The organism is Pseudomonas sp. FP603 (assembly GCF_030687415.1).
GTDB classification, from domain to species: Bacteria; Pseudomonadota; Gammaproteobacteria; order Pseudomonadales; family Pseudomonadaceae; genus Aquipseudomonas; species Aquipseudomonas wuhanensis.
The window spans coordinates 3,610,387-3,629,002 of the sequence record NZ_CP117431.1; the positions used below are offsets into that span (position 1 = coordinate 3,610,387).

16 protein-coding genes are annotated in these 18,616 nt (G+C 56.6%); 7 read left to right on the forward strand and 9 right to left on the reverse strand.

Annotated elements, in window-relative coordinates; translation table 11 throughout:
* Window positions 1-10 precede the first annotated feature (10 nt).
* The 4 genes from PSH65_RS16625 to PSH65_RS16640 form a co-directional block, all read right to left on the reverse strand.
* A complete protein-coding gene (locus tag PSH65_RS16625) occupies window positions 11-904 on the reverse strand; it encodes a fumarylacetoacetate hydrolase family protein (RefSeq protein ID WP_305421335.1) in 894 nt (297 codons plus the stop codon).
* Window positions 905-907: 3 nt separating this feature from the next.
* Window positions 908-1,708 carry a fumarylacetoacetate hydrolase family protein gene (locus PSH65_RS16630; protein ID WP_305421337.1) on the reverse strand — a complete coding sequence of 267 codons (801 nt, stop codon included), beginning with the start codon at window positions 1,706-1,708 and terminating at the stop codon, window positions 908-910.
* Window positions 1,705-2,511: an IclR family transcriptional regulator gene (locus tag PSH65_RS16635; protein ID WP_305421339.1), complete on the reverse strand. Its 807-nt coding sequence runs from the start codon at window positions 2,509-2,511 to the stop codon at window positions 1,705-1,707. Before PSH65_RS16635 ends, PSH65_RS16630 begins: the two co-directional genes overlap by 4 nt.
* A 290-nt stretch (window positions 2,512-2,801) precedes the next feature.
* Complete coding sequence (locus PSH65_RS16640; RefSeq protein ID WP_305421341.1) at window positions 2,802-3,980, reverse strand: fumarylacetoacetate hydrolase family protein; 1,179 nt, start codon at window positions 3,978-3,980, stop codon at window positions 2,802-2,804.
* Between the two features lie 120 nt (window positions 3,981-4,100).
* Between PSH65_RS16640 and PSH65_RS16645 the strand changes: the two genes are divergently transcribed.
* The 6 genes from PSH65_RS16645 (at window position 4,101) to PSH65_RS16670 (ending at window position 12,157) form a co-directional block, all read left to right on the forward strand.
* On the forward strand, window positions 4,101-5,087 hold the full coding sequence (locus tag PSH65_RS16645; RefSeq protein ID WP_305421343.1) for a LysR family transcriptional regulator: 987 nt from the start codon (window positions 4,101-4,103) through the stop codon (window positions 5,085-5,087).
* A gap of 123 nt (window positions 5,088-5,210) precedes the next feature.
* On the forward strand, window positions 5,211-6,758 hold the full coding sequence (locus tag PSH65_RS16650; RefSeq protein ID WP_305421344.1) for a UxaA family hydrolase: 1,548 nt from the start codon (window positions 5,211-5,213) through the stop codon (window positions 6,756-6,758).
* Between the two features lie 60 nt (window positions 6,759-6,818).
* A complete protein-coding gene (locus tag PSH65_RS16655) occupies window positions 6,819-8,399 on the forward strand; it encodes an aldehyde dehydrogenase (NADP(+)) (protein WP_305421345.1) in 1,581 nt (526 codons plus the stop codon).
* A gap of 285 nt (window positions 8,400-8,684) precedes the next feature.
* Entirely contained in the window at window positions 8,685-10,121 is a 1,437-nt protein-coding gene (locus PSH65_RS16660; RefSeq protein ID WP_305421346.1) for an MFS transporter, read from the forward strand.
* 122 nt (window positions 10,122-10,243) lie between these two features.
* Window positions 10,244-11,125, forward strand: coding sequence for a shikimate dehydrogenase (locus PSH65_RS16665; RefSeq protein WP_305421347.1), 882 nt, complete (start codon window positions 10,244-10,246; stop codon window positions 11,123-11,125).
* A 12-nt stretch (window positions 11,126-11,137) separates the two neighbouring features.
* The gene (locus PSH65_RS16670) at window positions 11,138-12,157 is read left to right on the forward strand and encodes a Gfo/Idh/MocA family protein (RefSeq protein WP_305421348.1); all 1,020 of its coding nucleotides are present in this window, start codon (window positions 11,138-11,140) and stop codon (window positions 12,155-12,157) included.
* Window positions 12,158-12,248: 91 nt separating this feature from the next.
* On the opposite strand, the gene PSH65_RS16675 is transcribed toward PSH65_RS16670, so the two are convergent.
* Window positions 12,249-13,211: an AraC family transcriptional regulator gene (locus tag PSH65_RS16675; RefSeq protein ID WP_305421349.1), complete on the reverse strand. Its 963-nt coding sequence runs from the start codon at window positions 13,209-13,211 to the stop codon at window positions 12,249-12,251.
* Between the two features lie 188 nt (window positions 13,212-13,399).
* Between PSH65_RS16675 and PSH65_RS31845 the strand changes: the two genes are divergently transcribed.
* Window positions 13,400-13,516, forward strand: coding sequence for a twin-arginine translocation signal domain-containing protein (locus tag PSH65_RS31845; RefSeq protein ID WP_370694648.1), 117 nt, complete (start codon window positions 13,400-13,402; stop codon window positions 13,514-13,516).
* A 196-nt stretch (window positions 13,517-13,712) separates the two neighbouring features.
* Here PSH65_RS31845 and PSH65_RS16680 read toward each other — a convergent pair whose 3' ends face one another.
* From PSH65_RS16680 to gabT, 4 genes are all read right to left on the reverse strand, one after another.
* Window positions 13,713-15,836 carry a TonB-dependent siderophore receptor gene (locus tag PSH65_RS16680; protein WP_305421350.1) on the reverse strand — a complete coding sequence of 708 codons (2,124 nt, stop codon included), beginning with the start codon at window positions 15,834-15,836 and terminating at the stop codon, window positions 13,713-13,715.
* A 148-nt stretch (window positions 15,837-15,984) separates the two neighbouring features.
* Entirely contained in the window at window positions 15,985-16,473 is a 489-nt protein-coding gene (locus PSH65_RS16685) for an Lrp/AsnC family transcriptional regulator (RefSeq protein ID WP_008146530.1), read from the reverse strand.
* Between the two features lie 47 nt (window positions 16,474-16,520).
* Window positions 16,521-17,177 (reverse strand): HAD family hydrolase, encoded by a 657-nt coding sequence (locus tag PSH65_RS16690; RefSeq protein ID WP_305421351.1) that lies wholly within the window; start codon window positions 17,175-17,177, stop codon window positions 16,521-16,523.
* 93 nt (window positions 17,178-17,270) lie between these two features.
* On the reverse strand, window positions 17,271-18,563 hold the full coding sequence (gabT, locus tag PSH65_RS16695) for a 4-aminobutyrate--2-oxoglutarate transaminase (protein ID WP_305421352.1): 1,293 nt from the start codon (window positions 18,561-18,563) through the stop codon (window positions 17,271-17,273).
* Window positions 18,564-18,616: the final 53 nt, after the last annotated feature.

Genomic DNA, 18,616 nt, shown 5'->3' on the forward strand with positions numbered 1-18,616 from the left:
CTAGCGATAGTCAGTCAACATTGGGATGGCGACCGGCGACCCATGCAGCGCCCATTTCAGCAACGTAAGGAACCACGGTCTGAAATTGCTCACCCAGCCCTTGGCCACCGACACGCATGGTGTCACCCGCCTTGAGAAATACCGGTGGTTTCTGCCCGAGCCCTACACCTGGTGGCGTACCGGTAATGATGACGTCACCCGGCATTAGCGGCATGAAGCGACTGAGGTACGCGACAATATGTGCAACGCTGAAAATCATCGTACGGGTATTGCCGGTCTGGAGACGTTTGCCGTTCACGTCGAGCCAGAGGTCAAGTGCCTGCGGATCGGCAATTTCGTCGCGAGTGACCAGCCAAGGTCCCAGAGGTGCGAAAGAAAAACCGCTTTTCCCCTTGGTCCACTGACCTTCGTACTCAAGCTGATAAGCCCGCTCGGAAACATCATTGGCCAGGCAATAACCGGCAATGTGATTCAATGCCTGCGACTCATCAATCTGCCAGGCGGGCGTACCGATAACGATGGCCAGTTCAACTTCCCAATCAAGCTTCTGAGCCCCCGTTGGTAAAATGACCGGGTCATTGGGGCCGCTGATGGACGCGGTGTGTTTGTTGAAGACCACCGGCTGGCTCGGGATAGGTGTATCCGTTTCAGCCGCGTGATCGGAGTAGTTCAGGCCGATGCAAATCAGGTTCGGTACGTTGCCTACGCATGGACCAAGACGTGTGCCAGGCGCCACCACTGGCAGCTTTTCAACGTCAACAGCACGCAGTTTTTCAAGCACTGTGGGGCTCAGGGCCGACGCATCGATGTCATCGACAATGCCCGAGAGGTCTCGAACGATTCCTTGCGAATCCAAAATTCCCGGCTGTTCCTGCCCCGGCAAACCAAAACGAACTAAGCGCATTTGTTACTCCTCCAGCGTTGAGAAATGGACAGACAATGAGCCGGCTTCGCCGAACTGAACATGCAGTGGCTGGTTGACGGGCACATCGAGAACACCTGCATAGGACCCGGTGATAATCACCTGCCCTGCTTGCAGCCCTATCCCTTGTGTAGACAGAAAATTGGCCAGCCATACGATCGGCAACGACGGATTCCCGTCCGGATGGCGGCCCTTGATATTCACAAGCTCTGCCGTTGCATCGCTCAGGGTGATATCCAGTTCAGAGGGAATGCTGGCAGGGTTCGACAGCGTGATTGGCGCCCCGAGTACCAGGCCGTGATTGAATAAACCGTCCGCGAGCAATTGCTCGAACGGCAATGTGTGTGGATCGGTGTAACGGCAATCGATCACTTCCAATGCCAAGTGCACGACGCTGATCGCAGCAATGATCTCTTCAGTTGCATAAGGCTCGACACGAGCCGGCAAATCATGGGCCAGGACGCACGCCAGTTCAGGCTCGATGCGCGCCTTATCGGCGTCGGCGGCCAGTCGGTAACGTTCGCCTTTTACGATGCTGTCGCTGTAGATCGGGGCAACGATCCACTTGCCAGCCGGGGGTAATGCACACTTCCACCCCCCCACGGTTTTTCCAGCCAATGGCCCCACATGCTGCTGAATGGCAAAACCTTGTGCGAGGCTGCTTGGCAGGCTCGGGCCTGGCAAGGATGCCAGCCGAACCCCCTCCAGCCGTGCACGGACCAGAGCGGCAGCAGCGACTTCCAACCCTGACCCCGCCTCGGTCCATGCAGGTGCGAGCTGGCTCATACGTTCTCCGAATGCACGCTGTTCTGGCGCGGCCAAACCGTCCCCAGCTTGTTGGCGGCATCTTCCAGCAGAGCATGCAATTCGTCATAACGTTCAGGCTGCATGCGCAAGACCGGGCCGGCGATACTCATCGTGCCAACCACAGTGCCAGATGGAACCAGCTTGACCGGTACGGCGATCGCCCAGACACCCGCCTCGGCTTCTTCAATGACCAAGCCATACCCGCGCTTGCGGGTCAGCGCCAGCTCGGCCAACAAGCCTTCAATGCTGTTGATCGCTTTCGGCCCCTGCCCCATCCCGGCATCAGCTTTCCCCAGTCCGCTACGCAGCGCATACTCAATGGCCAGTTCATCCGGCATTGAGGCCAGCCAGGCTTTGCCATTGGCGGTGGCGTAGAGATTGATCGGCTTATCCATGGCTGGCGAATACATAAGCCCTGGCGCGGCGCCTTGGGCCGAAGACAGCCAGGACAAGGTACCCTCGTTGACCACCGTCAGGCGCACCAACTCTTGGCACTGAACAGCCACTTGCTCAAGGATCGGCTGGACCAACTCAGGCAAGCCAATCCCATGTAAATAGCGCTGCCCCAGCAGTGCCAGCTTGAGAGTCAATCGGTATTGCGAGGTGGCTTCATCCTGTTCTGCCCACCCTTGCTCGACTAACTGAGCAAGCACTCGATGAGCAGGCCCCTTTTCCAAGCTCAGCTCGGCTGCGATATCGGACATCCGCATCCAGCGAGCTTCACGCGCCAGCAGCTCAATAGCCTCCAGGCAACGGTCAACAGCACCTTTGACGACTCTCATATTTTTCTCGACTTATCTTTGACAATGAGGTGAATGTGAGCAACATTGTTCGTACTGGAACGACGTTCCAATAGTATGCAGGCGTCACCCGATAAGTCAAACCTGCTTGTACCTGGTTGGCCTTATCGAGACAGGGCTAGCCATGCAACCGGGTCTCCAGAAGGTGGGAGACGCCTGGCGGATATAAAAAACCGGACCCTTCGGATTCGGCTCTTTATCAATAGACGTGCACCCGTGTTTGTTCAATCGTTGCGGGAGAACACCCAATGCAGCTCACCCACCTGCCTTACCTACAGCAGCCCGCGGGCAGCAAGATTGTGCATCATCGCTCGCAAGCCGAAAGTCCAGGGCGCAGCCTCATGGCTGTAGGTGACTGTGTTGCGCAACGTGCCCAGCAACGGGCTCCCAATGCTGACTTCATCACCCTGCTTATGCGTAAAGCCGCTTCCCGGTGCCTCACGATCCTGGGTAGGCGCAAACAAGGTTCCGAGAAAAAGCATGAAGCCATCAGGGTATTGGTGATCGCCGCCGACCGTCTGGGTCACGAGATCCAATGGATCACGGCTGATCAACGCCATGGAACTGCTGCCTTCAAGGACGAAGCCGTCGCCGCCCTGAACCTGCAAATCCACGACGCAGTTGCGCACGTCGTCGAGGGTAAACGTTTCATCGAACAGACGAATAAATGGGCCGATCGCACAGGACGCATTGTTGTCCTTGGCCTTGCTCAGCAGCAGTGCGCTGCGGCCTTCGAAATCACGCAAATTGACGTCATTGCCCAAGGTGACGCCATGCACTTGGCCTCGACTGTTCACCGCCAGCACAATTTCCGGCTCTGGGTTGTTCCATTCAGACTTATGATGAATGCCGATTTCGCTGCCACTGCCCACGGCGGCCAGAACCGGTGCCTTCGTGAAAATCTCCGCGTCCGGGCCGATACCGACCTCCAGGTATTGCGACCACATGCCTTGCTTAATCAGCACAGCTTTAAGGCGCATCGCTGCTGGCGAGCCCGGCTTGATTGCCCGCAAGTTATCGCCGATGGCTTCTTGCACCAAGCGGCGAACACTTTCCGCTTTTGCAGCATCACCTCGGGCCTGCTCCTCGATTACCCGCTCAATCATGCTGGACGCGAACGTCACCCCTGCCGGCTTGATGACTTGCAGGTCTGCTGGGGGCAGCAGAGATGCCTTGTCGGGATTGGCATGACTGCCAGTGTTCCCAAGCAACTCCTCGACAGTCCCGATGTACCTGCCAGGCGCTTGACGAACCGCCACCAATGGCGAGGTGTGCTCCAGCAGTTCGCTTATGGTCGAAAAGACTTCAGAAAGGTCAAACACACCGTCCTCACGCAGCAGCACCGGCGAGGGGCCTGCAATCGCACCCGGGATCCAGGCGCGGCCGATCAGCGTTCCGGCCAGGCCATCCACTGGCAGGGTGTTTTCGCGCGTCAGTTTCAGATTCGACATAGAGCTTCCAGATCAGTCAGCCATCAGAGCCGTAAAAGTAATGGACCTCCCCCGTAAATCCCAATGAAAGAATCTCACCGATCAATGCTGTTTTGTTATCGACAGACAAGGCCTTATCCGATGGAAAACGATCAAATTACTTTTGGCAGTGTTACTCGATGGCTGAAGATCAAACATTTGGTACTGGTCAATAGCTTGGCCAAGACCCGCAATATGCACACGACCGCAGAACAGATGAATGTTACCCAACCGGCCATAAGTAAATTGCTTCGCGATCTGGAAGTACTCCTGGGTTTCCCACTGTTTGAGCGTCAAACGCGCAACCTGGTCCTTACTGAACTAGGAGAGTTCGTGGCCCGTTATGCGCGTATTACCTTGGAAGACACGGAATCGTTCGTCGACCAAGTCAACAAGCTGCGCAAAGGCGGGCATGGCCATTTAAAGATCGGCACCATTTTCGCCGCAACATCAGTGGTGCTGCCGGAAGCGATCGCCAGCATAAAGCGTGAGCGCCCCCTCCTTTCTATTGAGGTAATCGAACAAACCAGCAACCACTTGCTGGAAATGCTCGAACAGAAAAAACTCGATTTAATCATCGCGCGCTTCACGGACGAGGATTGTCAGCCTTTCGAATTTACGTCGCTGGGACCTGAACCCTTCTGCCTTGTCGTGAACAGCACACATCCGCTGTGCCAACTTGAAGAGGTCCCCACCGAAGCACTCAGCGAATGGCCATGGGTCATGTATCCCTTTAATACGCCGATCCGACAACGCATGGAGCGCGCTTTCGCGATGTTCAAGATCGCCCCGCCAACCAACACAGTGGAGACAATTTCGATGCAAACCTTCCTGCAATTGCTGCAGTCCGGGCCAATGCTCGCCATGCTCCCCGAGTCCATGGTCCAGTCGCAACTGCAAAATGGGCAGCTTCAAATCCTCAATACGCCCTTCAAAGTTGAATCTCAGGATTACGGAGTTATCACTCGCAAGGATGAGCCCCTGTCAGAGCCAACGCGGATGTTTGTTGCGACCTTATTAGAGTTCGCCAGACTGCGGCAAACGGCTACAGAGAAGAAGCACTGCAGCGATCCAAGTAAAGGTCGATGAGGCAAAGTTATCGAGCAATCGAAAGCTCTCATTAGGCAGCCATTTCTATGAATCCTATAGTGCCGGCACAAAAGTGCGGCGCTATGAGTGACCGCGCACCACCCAGCAGCCCGTGAGGATGCGATGGAACTGATCATGAAAACCGGCGCAGCAGCTGTGCTGCGTTTGAACCCGCTGGACGATGTGCTCATCGCACGCCGACCGCTACTCGCTGGCGAAATCCTAGAGCAGGAAGGCGTGACCATCCGGCAAGCGATTGTGGCGGGCCATAAAGTGGCCTCCCGGCGTATCGAAGCCGGTCAACCGGTAAGGCGCTATGGGCAGATCATTGGCTTTGCGGTTGTCGACATAGAAGCAGGCGAGCATATCCATGTGCATAACCTGGCCATGGGGGAATTCACACGAGATTATGCTTTCAGCGTCGATGCGAAACCCAACGTCAAGCCGAGTGAAGCCCCGTCATTCATGGGCATCATACGCCCGGATGGACGCGTCGCGACGCGCAACTACATCGGCATTCTTACGTCAGTGAATTGCTCTGCCACAGTCGCGCGGGCTATCGCTGACCATTTTCGTCGAGACATCAATCCCGCCGCACTGCAAGCGTTTCCAAACGTCGACGGTGTTGTGGCTCTGACGCATTCCGCCGGCTGCGCCGTTGACCCTGCGGGCGACGGCTTGAGCATGTTGCGCCGGACATTGGCCGGATATGCGACCCACGCCAACTTTGCGGCCGTGTTGGTGATCGGTTTGGGGTGCGAGACGAACCAAATCGATTCATTACTCACGACGCAAGGACTAACCCGTAGTAATACTCTGCGCACATTCAATATCCAGGACAGTGGCGGTACATCCAAGGCCATCGCCAGTGGCATTGGTCATGTGACGGAATTGCTTGGCGAGGCCAATCGGATTCAGCGTGAACCGGTTAGCGCCCGCCATCTGACCGTAGGGCTTCAGTGCGGTGGCTCGGATGGCTACTCCGGTATTACTGCCAACCCAGCATTGGGCAACGCGGTGGATCGTCTGGTCGCTTGCGGCGGTACCGCGATTCTTTCTGAAACCCCTGAAATCTATGGTGCCGAACACTTACTGACACGGCGGGCTGTAAACCGTGAAGTCGGCGAAAAACTCATCGCTCGAATTCATTGGTGGGAACGCTACTGCGAGCGTATGGGAGCCGAGTTAAACAATAACCCCTCTGCCGGCAACAAGGCAGGTGGCTTGACCACCATTCTGGAAAAGTCGCTGGGCGCTGTGGCAAAGGCTGGCTCGAGCAACCTGATGGATGTCTACGAATATGCCCAGGCCGTCACTGCCAACGGGCTGGTTTTCATGGACACCCCTGGCTATGACCCCGTCTCCGCAACCGGCCAAGTCGCCGGTGGTGCCAACCTGATTGCGTTTACCACCGGGCGCGGATCGGCCTATGGCTGTGCCCCTGCCCCATCAATCAAGCTGGCGACTAATAGCGCCTTGTGGGCTCGTCAGCGAGAAGACATGGACATCAACTGCGGCGAAATAGCCGAAGACACTTTGACCATCGAAGAGTGCGGTGCAGCGATCTTTGAAACCATGCTGCGCATTGCCTCGGGCGAGCGCAGCATGAGCGAACAACACGGATACGGACAAAATGAGTTCGTGCCTTGGCAGATCGGCGCCGTCACCTGATTTTCAGTCCTGGGAATGCCTTGCCCAGCTATCTCTTGCACATTCAACCTGGAGACAACGATGTCCCTCATCACCGGCCAGAATTTTATCGGCGGTCAGCGCAGCGCCGCCGGCACTATCATCGTCAAGAGTGTGGATGCCAGCACGGGGGAAACCCTACCCTATGCCTTCCACCAGGCGACCTCGCAAGAAATCGAGGATGCTGCCCATGCAGCCTACAACGCTTTTTCCAGCTACCGCATCCTGAGCGCGAGCAAACGGGCTGAGTTTCTCGATGCTATTGCTGAAGAGCTAGAGGCTTTGGACGATGAGTTTATTGCCCTGGTTTGCCGTGAAACAGCATTGCCTGTAGCTCGCATCCAGGGCGAACGCGCACGTACCAGCGGTCAAATGCGCCTGTTTGCAAACGTACTGCGGCGCGGTGATTTCTATGGCGCTCGCATCGACCAAGCGTTACCACTTCGCAAACCGTTACCGCGCCCTGACCTTCGCCAGTACCGCACCGCCATCGGTCCGGTTGCTGTATTTGGTGCCAGTAATTTTCCGTTGGCCTTCTCCACGGCCGGCGGCGATACCGCCTCCGCGCTCGCGGCGGGTTGTCCGGTGATATTCAAAGCCCACAGCGGCCACATGGCTACTGCAGAACAGGTCGCCAACGCAATTATCCGGGCGGCCGAGCGCAGCGGCATGCCCGCCGGTGTCTTCAACATGATCTATGGCAGTGGCGTAGGCGAAGCCTTGGTAAAACACCCGCTCATCAAGGGCGTTGGTTTTACCGGATCGCTAAAAGGCGGTCGAGCATTGTGCGACATGGCCGCCGCTCGCCCCGAACCCATTCCAGTCTTCGCTGAGATGTCGAGCATCAACCCGGTGGTGATCCTGCCCCAGGCCCTCTCGCGTCGGGCCGACAGTATCGCTCACGATCTTGCCGCCTCGGTGGTTCAAGGTTGTGGGCAGTTCTGCACTAATCCAGGACTGGTGGTTGGCATTCGCTCGGATGCATTCAGTGCCTTTCAGGATAGAGTGGCAGCGTTGATAAACGACCAACCGGCACAGACAATGCTCAACGCAGGCACCCTGCGTAGCTATGCTTCTGGGTTGCAGAACCTGCACGCGCACCCAGGCATCGTGCATCTGGCTGGCAGCAACCAACAGGGGCACCAGGCCCAGCCACAGTTGTTTAAGGCCGACGTAGAGTTGCTGCTTAACGGCGACAAGGTTCTTCAAGAAGAAATCTTCGGCCCCACGTCGATCTTCATCGAGGTCACTAACCAGGCGCAACTCAACGCTGCCATCAATGCCCTTCACGGACAATTGACCGCAACCTTGATTGGTGAGCCAGAAGACCTTACGCAATTCGCAGAGTTGACTGCTTTGTTGGAGGTGAAGGTTGGTCGCATCCTTATCAATGGCTACCCAACGGGTGTCGAGGTCTGCGATTCAATGGTCCACGGTGGCCCTTATCCTGCAACTTCCGACAGTCGCGGCACCTCGGTTGGCACCTTGGCCATTGACCGCTTCCTGAGACCCGTCTGCTTCCAAAATTACCCCGATGCATTGCTTCCCGATGTGCTCAAGAACGCGAATCCGTTGAACATTTCGAGGCTCGTCGACGGTTCTCTCTCGAGAGATAGTTTGTAGGTTGGCGAGCGTGCAAGGCGGCATGTAGACGGATTGATTAAGGCGCGCGGGCTAGCGCGCCTTAAGGTCACCCTGCTCCTCTTACACCCTATTCGCTCAATTGCACGAGCGGGCTTTAGAGTGCTCGCTCGGCTTGGCGAGGACGTCCTCAACACCTCACAAATAACCTGCGTCCCCCTTGATCGACCAAGGAACGACTTCCCTTGACAGGGCGGTAATCTCAGTAACAGAATTACTGATGGAACGTAGTTACAATAACAACAATTGAGAAACCGGAGACACGTTATGAAGCAGAGCATACCGATCGACGCTCATTCCAAAAGCCAGTCAAAGAAAGCCGCAGCCAGCGGTTGGATCGGCTCGGCACTGGAGTATTACGACTTCTTTATCTATGCGACCGCGGCGGCCTTGCTGTTTCCACAGCTCTTTTTTCCGTCTGATAACCCAGCGGTCGGCATCATTGCCTCTCTGGCCAGCTTTGGTGTGGGCTATATTGCTCGACCGATAGGCGCTGTCGTCCTGGGGCATTTGGGTGATCGCCACGGCCGTAAAACGGTTCTGGTTTACTGCATGTTCCTGATGGGCTTCTCGACGATGTGTATCGGACTTCTGCCAACGTACCAGCAGATCGGGATCTGGGCGCCGGCGCTGCTTGTGATGTTGCGCCTGATTCAGGGTTTTGCGGTGGCCGGGGAGATCTCCTGCGCCAGCTCCATGATTCTCGAACACGCCCCGTCCGGTCGCCGTGGTTACTTCGCGAGCTTTACTCTCCAAGGGGTTCAGGCCGGGCAGCTGCTCGCGGCAGCAGTTTTCTTGCCTCTCGCTCACTTTATGCCTGCGGATCAGTTCGCATCCTGGGGCTGGCGGATTCCGTTCCTGCTCAGCGTTGTAGTCGTCATCATGGGATATATCATTCGCCGCCAGGTCGACGAGACACCTGTATTTGCCAAACAAAAAAAGCAAGGCGAAGAAGCTACTGTTCTGCCAGTTGTCGAAGTCATCCGGCAGAGCTGGGGTGATCTCTTGCGTGTGATCTGCATGGCACTAGCTGCGGTGATCGCCATTGTCGCCTCGGTATTCGGCGCTACCTATGCGGTTCAACCGGCCTATGGAATCGGTTTCCCTGCAGGTGTCTATTTGTGGATTCCTCTGCTGGGTAACATGTGTGCGGTGATCCTGATCCCCTTGGTCGGTAACCTCTCAGACAAAATCGGCCGCAGGCCCCCAGTCATTATTGGCGTTCTCTGCGCTGGACTGCTCTCGTACGCGTATCTGTACGCTATTAGCATCCACAACCTGTGGCTTTCGCTGGTCCTCTCTGTACTCATGTGGGGCGTCGCCTACCAGGGCTTCAACGGCGTATTCCCAAGTCTCTTTCCCGAATTGTTCCGTACGCGGGTGCGTGTGACCGGCATGGCCATCGGACAGAACATAGGGACCGCGATGACTGCGTTTCTCCCGGCAATCTTCGTCACTGTTGCGCCCCCCGGCTCCGAGAATATCCCACTAAAAATCGGTTCTCTTACATTAGGTATCTGTGTTATCGCTGCGATCGCGGCGTTCACTACACGTGAAACATACCGGATTCGCCTTGAAGATCTCGGCAAGCGCAACGCAGTGCCTATTGCCAAAGAAGAATACGATCGTATGCGGGCCGACGCGATGCAGGGCACAGCTCAGACAGATGCACCGAAGGATCTGGCTAGCCAACTGCACTCATAACGACTTTCGACGATCACACTGGTGCGACCATTAGGTTTTCGCGACCCACACAGGCCCGACGGGCAAAGCAGAGCAGCATTATGCGGTCGGCACTTGCCAATGCATAGCCATCGACGTTGTGCATGACCCAAGAAGCCGCCAGGACGCCTCTTCCCGTCAACATCAAATATCAGGCAACCATGGCCCCACATATCACAGGAACAACTCGGCTTTATGGATTGGTCGGCCATCCGCTGGTGGCTGCCAAGTCTCCGCAATTATTCAACCGACTCTTTATAGAACAGCAGGCAGACGCGGTTTGTGTTCCATTGGAGGTCAAGGCCGATGACCTGCCCTCGTTCGTGACGGGTGCCAGGGCACTGAACAATCTCGCTGGCATCCTGGTCACCATGCCTCACAAGCAAAGGATGCTGGATGTTGTCGACGAACTTCATCCGACTGCGCGTCAAGTCGGCGCAATCAACGTCATTCGTTGCGAGACAGACGGACGCTGGGTCGGCGCTGTATTCGATGGCCTCGGCTGTGTGCTTGGCATGCAATGGGAAGGCTACTATCCAGCGAACAAAAACGTTCTTTTGGTCGGCGCTGGAGGCGCAGGCAGAGCGATCGCATTTGCCGTCGCGTCGGCGGGCGCCCGATCCCTCACTATCTCCGATGTCGACGAACACCGAGCCGAGGAACTGGCGAAATCAGTTGCTGCCGAAACAGGTTGCATCACGCAGTCCGGCCCACCGGATCCACATGACTATGAAATCGTGATCAATGCCACGCCGCTTGGCATGAGCAAAAATGATCCTATGCCTGTGGACCCCGACCGGCTCCAGCCCGGCACCCTCGTCGTGGATATCATCAACTCGCCGGACTCGACACCGCTTTGCGATGCTGCGCGTAAACGAGGTTGTCGTACCCAGGACGGGGGTCCCATGCACAAAGGTCAGGCGCTGCTTGCACTGCGCTTCCTTGGGTTCGATTACCACCCCGACAACGTAACAGCACCGCGCTAGGAGTGAGTACATATGAAAGTTGCGTTACTGGAAGTCAGCCATTGGCATGTCCCACTGTATCTGAATGCGCTTGAGACCCATGGGGTCCAAGTGGTGGCCGTGTCGGATTCAGAGCACGTGAAGGGCACGGCCATTGCCGAGCGATTCAAATGCCCTTTGTATAGCTCCTCCTATGAATTGCTTGAGCGCGAGGCGGTCGATTTTGCTTTCGTGTTCGGCAGGCATTCGCAAATGCCGTCGCTGGCAGAGGCCGTGATCGCACGAAACATCCCTTTTGCCCTGGAAAAGCCCTGCGGCATCAACATGGCGCAGGTCACACGACTGCGTGAGCTGGCCGAGCAAGCCAATCTCTACTGTGCTGTGCCGTTGATCTTCCGCATGAGTGAACTGCTTAGCGCGCTGCAAGACACTGAGGGACACTTGGCCACTGACTTCAACTACATGTCTTTCCGTTTCATCGTAGGTCCGCCCGCTCGTTATGAAACGGCAGGCTCAGGCTGGGCCATCGATCCCGTTTTTTCAGGAGGCGGATCGACGATCAACGTGGCGACGCATTTTATCGATCTCTTCAGACTGCTGACCGGTAAGGAGGTCTCGCGAGTCTCAGCCGTCATGAATTCGCTCACGCATCGGGGTGCCGTCGAAGACTATTCGTTATTGACCCTGCAGACTGAGGATGGCGTGATCGGTGTTGTGGAAACGGGATACAGTTTCCCCAGTACCGCCGACGAGCAGCGCGAGTTCTCCTTCACCCTCTCATCTGATCGCATATATGCCAAATCCGGTCCCGACCGAATCGAAATAAGGGATCGACAGAACCTTGCCGCCGGCACTCGAAGCCGCCGACTGCAACTGGATACAGACGTCTATTACCCACTGTTCGTCAAGCAAGTGCTTACTGAATGTCGTAACGGCGCCAAGCCAATTGCCTCATTGCGCGACGCCGAGGCCATCATGCAGGTCATGGACGCCGCCTACGCTTCAGCTCGGCAAGGAGGTACGCTTTTGACGCTTACGCCGACGTCTGAATGATTCGAGCCGCCGAGCTGAATCGACACCTAGACAGCTAACAATTGCGACTTGCGCCGGTCTCTGTCTGGATTGAGGTGATTGGGTCGCTTAATTAGTCGAGCCGTCCACCATTCTCCCGTGCGTGCTTGATGTCTCTCGAGGGTGGGGCTCCGAAACGCCGGGCATATTCGCGACTGAATTGAGCGACACTTTCATAGCCTACCCGCAAGGCGGCCGTGTTCACATCGACCCTATCGGTCAACATCAGGCTGCGCGCGGCTTGCAGCCGTAACGACTTTTGATATTGAACGGGGCTGGTGCCTGTCAGCTTGCGAAAATTGTGATGCAGAGTAGAGCTGGCCATGCCCGATCGTTCGGCGAGATCGGCCACGTGCAGCGGTTTGTCGTAATGATGTTTCAACCATTCAATGGCTCTCACGATGCCCTTGTCTCGGTAACCATCGCGAGTGACGCTGCGCAGCCACTGGCCTGCGCCACTGAGCAGCAGCCGAACGCATATCTCCCGCTTGATAAGGTTCGACATCAAACCTGCCTCAAGCGGCCGTTCGATCAGCGTGGAGAGTCGGGTGAACGCGTCGAGCATCTCACTCGACGCCGCACCAGATGCGAAGCCTCGTGCTTCAGAAGCCATTTCCTGCCTTGGTGGTTCCAAGGTCTGGATCACCTCATTGAGCATGGCAAGATCGAGCTTCAACACAACTGATAGATAAGGGGTTTGCTCGTTAGCCGCGGTAACGCGAGCCAATGTGGGTATAAACGCCCCCTGCCCGAACTCACAGGCTTGCTCACCGAACGTGATCTCCTTCGCACCCTGAAGAATGATGGCTACACAAGGCTCATAAATGCAGTACGTGGGTGTACCTAGCTCGGCCATTCGATAAAAGGTCAGGCCTGGAATCGATGTTATGCAGACCTCGTTCAAACCAATCTGCTGGGTGACTTTTTCGATAAGCCGTCTGAGTACCTGGAGGCGTTCGTTGGGCTGAGCGGGTTCGCTCAAGGTCAGGGAATGCACATGGCCGAAACCGAACTGCGAGAAGGAACCGCTCGTCATCACATGCCCCCCTATTTACGGAATGTTCGAGTCTGCTGAGAGTGCGTGACCAGCACAAGTGCATCGGCAGGATTGTGCAAAAGATATGGCGCATTAGGGTCACCCGGCCAACCCTCGTTGTTCTAGTTTCTAGTATGAAGACCGGCTTCGATGAGCCTGTGAACCCTCAGTCGCGAAAGGAAAGTTGGATGGACAGACGAGATTTTCTTACCTATTCGGCGGCGGGTGCTGTTGCAGCCGCTTTGCGAGTGGGGGCAAAACTGGGGGCATCATTAGTTTTTTATGACCCTAAAACACCGTCCTAGAGCCCGGTCAAAATGTTCTTCGGCGATCCGGACAGTCTCTGAAGAGGGACGCCAAATCGCCCTCTCAGGCCCTGACTTACAAGGTTAAGTGTCTTGTTAAAGTTCACTGTCATCCGTCAAAAGCCTGCTTTATTCCATCACCTCTGGGGACATCCTGAAAAAGGATGTCCCCAGCCATGGCCCAGAAAACTCCTCCCTACAAGGTGTATGAAACTCCCACCTGCACGGTTCTCGGCGCGCCCGGATAGGCGTAAACGTTGCCAAAGGCGCCTTCATCATAGTGGCTGTCGAACACATTCTTCAGGTCAAGGTTAAGCCGCAGGTGTTCGTCGACTTTGTAAAAGCCGAGCAGGTCGAACACCTCGTAGCTATCCATGGAAAAGGCATTGGCCGCGGTCTGGCCGGCGCGCTCGTCGACATACTTGGCTCCCAGCCCCAGGCCCAGTCCTTTGAGGCCACCGTCCTGAAACTCGTAGACGTTCAGCAGGCTGAAACTGTTGCGCGGAATGTTCACCAGGCGGGTGCCTGACTTCAGCACGTTGTCCTGGGTGACTTCGGCATCTACATAGGCGTAGCCACCGATCATGCGCCACTCTGGCGTGAGGTTGCCGGCCACATTCAGATCAAAGCCACGGCTACGAACTTCACCCGCCGCAACGCTGAAGGTCGAGTCCACCGGGTCTGTCGTCAGGACGTTGCGTTTTTCGATCTGATACACCGCGGCATCCACGCTCAACTGACGATCGAAGGCCTGCCACTTGACACCCACCTCATAGGATTTGCCTTCTTCAGGTTTGAAGCCACCGCCCGTTCGACTGGCACCGCTGTTGGGCTTGAAGGACCGTGCCGTATCGGCATAGATCGCCACGGTCGAGGTCAAGTCGTAGATCAGCCCCAGGCGCGGGGTGACAGCATTGTCGCTGTTGGTCCAGCTCACACCGTTGACGAGGTTGTTGTCGTAATCATGTTCGAAGCGTTCAAAACGTACGCCTGCCAAGACTTTCAAGCGCTCGGTCAGCGCCACCTGATCTTGCACGAAAGCAGCATAGGTCTTGAGGTTTTCCTGATCATGGGTGGTGGTGCGAGTCAACGCCGGACGCGGCTGGCCGTAGACCGGACTGAAAATGTCGATGGGGTAGGCACTCACCGCCCCACTGGAGCGACGGATGATCGATTTGTAATCGTAATCCTCATACTCGATGCCCGTGAGCAACGTGTGGTCGAAGCCACCGATGGAAAAATGTCCGGTCAGGTTCAACTGCACATCAAGGTCACGCCATTCCAGTTTGCGATAGTTGAAGTTGCGCCCCAGCGTTCGGCCGTCGGCAGCGACACCGTTGGCTTCGATGGCATTGCCTTGCAGACTGCCGTCGAGAAATTGCGTGCCGCCACCCAAGGTCCAGTTGTCGTTGAGGAAATGTTCGAAACGCAGTTGCGCCATGTTGTTGTCGTTGTGCAGCTTGCCGATATCCTTTTCACCGAAAAAAGTATCCCGCGATGCGACGCCAATCTGATTGCGATAGCGAGTCACGCCCCGATCGAGCGGCGCGTTGTTGCGCATGAAATCGCCTTCAAAGGTGATACGGGTAGTGTCGTTGACCTGCCAACCGAGGACCGGCGCCACACCGTAACGCTCGTTTTCGACGTGATCACGGAAGGTGTCGCCACCCTCGCCTATCACGTTCAGCCGATAGGCCAGTCGCCCTTCATCATCCAGCGGGCCTGAGGCATCCAGCGTTCCGCGACGCATGCCCTGATCGTTGAGCTGACTGCCTAACGTGACCGTGCGCTCGGGCAGAGGTTGTTTGGACACCACGTTGAAGGTGCCACCCGGGTCGCCACGGCCATAGAGCATGGTGGCTGGCCCGCGCAGGACCTCCAGGCGCTCGATGGTGTTGGCATCGGGCATGTTCGGATAACCGCGGTTGATCGGGAAACCGTTGCGGTAGAACTCACCGGTGGTAAAGCCTCGCACGGTGAAAGTGGTCAGGCCCTGGCCGCCGAAGTTGTTCGCGCGACCCACGCCACCCGCGTAATCGAGAGCGTCCTGCAGGCGAGTGGCGCCGAGGTCTTCCACGACATCCCGGGTGACCACGCTGATGGATTGTGGGGTTTCATGAATCGGAGTGTCGGTGCGCGTCGCACTGGCCGAACGGGTCGCTCGATACCCCTGTACCGGGCCCTGGGCCGGCTCTTCGAATGTGCCGTTGATATCGATCGCTTGTAACTCTATTGACGCAGGATCAGTCGGTGCCTGGTCAGCCCAGGTGGTCTGGGAAATGGCTTGGATCACACACAGAGAAACGAGAGTTCGACGCATCGACAGACAGCCTTGAGAAGATGCCGGGCACATCACGGGCTCGGCGAGAATTGATGACGAATAATATCAATTCCCATTCGCTGCTGATACGTTTTATCTCTGTAAAACAGGGGCAAGTGCAAAATTAATTGCGGCTCATGGCCGGGCATTAGTGACGCAATAGCCGACGCAGCGGAACCCCATCTTTGAGGACCGGCGACTTGATGACGATGTAACTGAAGTACTTGGATATACCGATGTTCTTGTCCAGCAGGCCTTCAATCACTTCCTGATAATGCTGGATGCTGCAGGTCATGAAACGCACCAGGTAATCGTAACCACCGCTGATCAAGTGGCACTCGAGTACCTCATCGACCAAACGGATATTGGACTCGAACTTGGCGAAGTCCTCCCGCTTGTGGTCGCTGAGCGTGATCTCGGTGAATACCGTGACCGAGTCGGTGATCTTGGCAAGATTGAGATGGGCTCTATATCCGGAAATATACCCGGCCGACTCGAGCCGCTTGACCCGTTGCAAACATGGGCTGGACGACAGACCCACCGCATCGGCCAAGCTGACGTTAGTCATTCGGCCGTCTTTTTGAAGTTCAACCAGGATACTGATATCAATTCGGTCTAGTTTGATTAAACCTTCCATCGTGTACCTCTTGATTGCCATTCAGTTATACAGTGGTTTTAGCAAAGTCAGCGTCGCAAAGATAGCTGATGCTGAGCGACCAAGTCGGCCATGCTATTGATGCAAAAATCCGCGGGACATTGCTGGGTATCGTTGCCATGGCCACGACAAATCAGGCACAAACCAGCCGATTTTGGCGGCTCGGCAGGAGGCCTGGAGACCTGCAGGATATCTTTGGCTTGCAGGTTATTGTCCTGCAGCCAGACGCTGTCCTCCAGTGGCTTGCTGACTCGGGAAAGCAAGTCTTCGGGCGTAATCCCCAATCGCTCACAGAGCTGTTCGCGATCCTCGGCATCACGATCGCAGCACACCAGCAGCCGATAGAATTTGCGCAGATACAACATGGCTCCGGGCGCATCCTCGAACAGCGTCCAATTGCCCACCGATCGGGCGAAACTCATCCCCTCCTCCCAACTGGCCTTGAGCCCATAACGCTCTGCCAACTGACGATGGGCGAAGCACAATAAGCCACTGAAACCCAGCTCGGAAAAACGTGGATAGAGCGTGCGCACCGCCTCGTCAAACGCAGCCAATACCTCTTCCCTGCCCAGCACGCCCGGATGGTTTTCGAGCAACGGTTGCAGGGCCGTCCAGATACCGGAGTCCCGATCGACAAGGACTTCGTCGCAATCGATCAGCAGTGCACGATAATCAGTCAGGAACATGGTGTGTTGCCTCCCATGATGCATTTCATCAATCCATGCGTTCCAAATGCCCCGGTTGGCGCAGTGCTACGTTGCGCCAACCGAAGCCTGAGATTAATTCAACACGCGTAATAAAGCTGCCTCAAGAATCGTCAGCGCTTCGTCGATCTGATCCTCTTCGGTGACCAGAGGCGCAAGGAAGCGCAGCACATTGCGGTACACGCCGCATTTGATCACCAACAGCCCGCCAACCCTGGCCTGATCGATCAGTTGCTGGGTGAGCTCGGCATCGGGGGTGCGGGCCTCATCGTCTTTGATCAGTTCGATCGCCAACATGAAGCCGGTGCCCCGTACGTCACCAATCCGAGGGTGACGTGCCTGCAAGCGCAGCAGGCCCTGACGCAACCGCTCGCCCAATACTTCACCGCGCGCGAGTAACTGCTCTTGTTCGTAGGTTTCGATCACCGCCAACGCCGCGGCGCAAGCCAGGGCATTACCACCATAAGTACCGCCAAGACCGCCGGGTAATGGCGCATCCATGATGTGTGCACGCCCCACCACGCCCGATATCGGCAAACCACCGGCCAGGCTCTTGGCGACGGTGACCAGGTCCGGCTGAATGCCTGCGTGCTGGAAACCGAACCATTTGCCGGTGCGGCCGAAGCCGGTCTGAATTTCATCGAGAATGAGCACGATGCCATGTTGTTCGGTCAGAGCCCGCAGTGCCTGGAGAAACTCCGGCGGCGCGGAAAGGAAGCCGCCATCGCCCTGCACCGGCTCGATGATGATCGCTGCGACTCGGTCCGCAGGGACTTGGGTCGCCAGCAATTCGTTCAAGGCTTGCAGGGCCATCTCGCTGGTGAAACCGCGATAGGCGTTAGGGTACGGGGTATGAAAGACCTCAGGAGCAAAGGGCCCGAAGTTCTGTTTGTAGGGTTGGCTCATGCCGGTCAAGGTCGTGCCGAGCAACGTGCGTCCATGGAAACCGCCGCGAAAGGAGATGACCGCTGGGCGATTGGTATGCGCGCGGGCGATCTTCACCGCGTTCTCCACAGCCTCTGCGCCGGAGGTAAACAGCGCCGCCTTATAGGCTTCGCGACCACCGACCAACTCGCACAAACGCTGGACCAGGTCGAGATAGGGTTTGTAGGCCACTACCTGGAAGCACGCATGGCTGACCTTTTGCAGTTGGGCTTGCACCGCCGCGACCACTTTCGGGTGATTGTGACCGATGTTCAACACGCCGATGCCGCCGACGAAATCCAAGTAACGCGCCCCATCCACGTCCCACACCTCGGAACCCTGGGCACGATCGATAACCAGCGGGTGTGCGGTGACCAAACCCCGTGGCACGAATTGATCGCGTTGACGGAGCAAACTCGGGGTTTCTTCGACTTTACTGTTCATTGGCATCTCTCATAGTGGGCCTGGCAACCGGAAAGCGGCTGCGATGTGCTTCA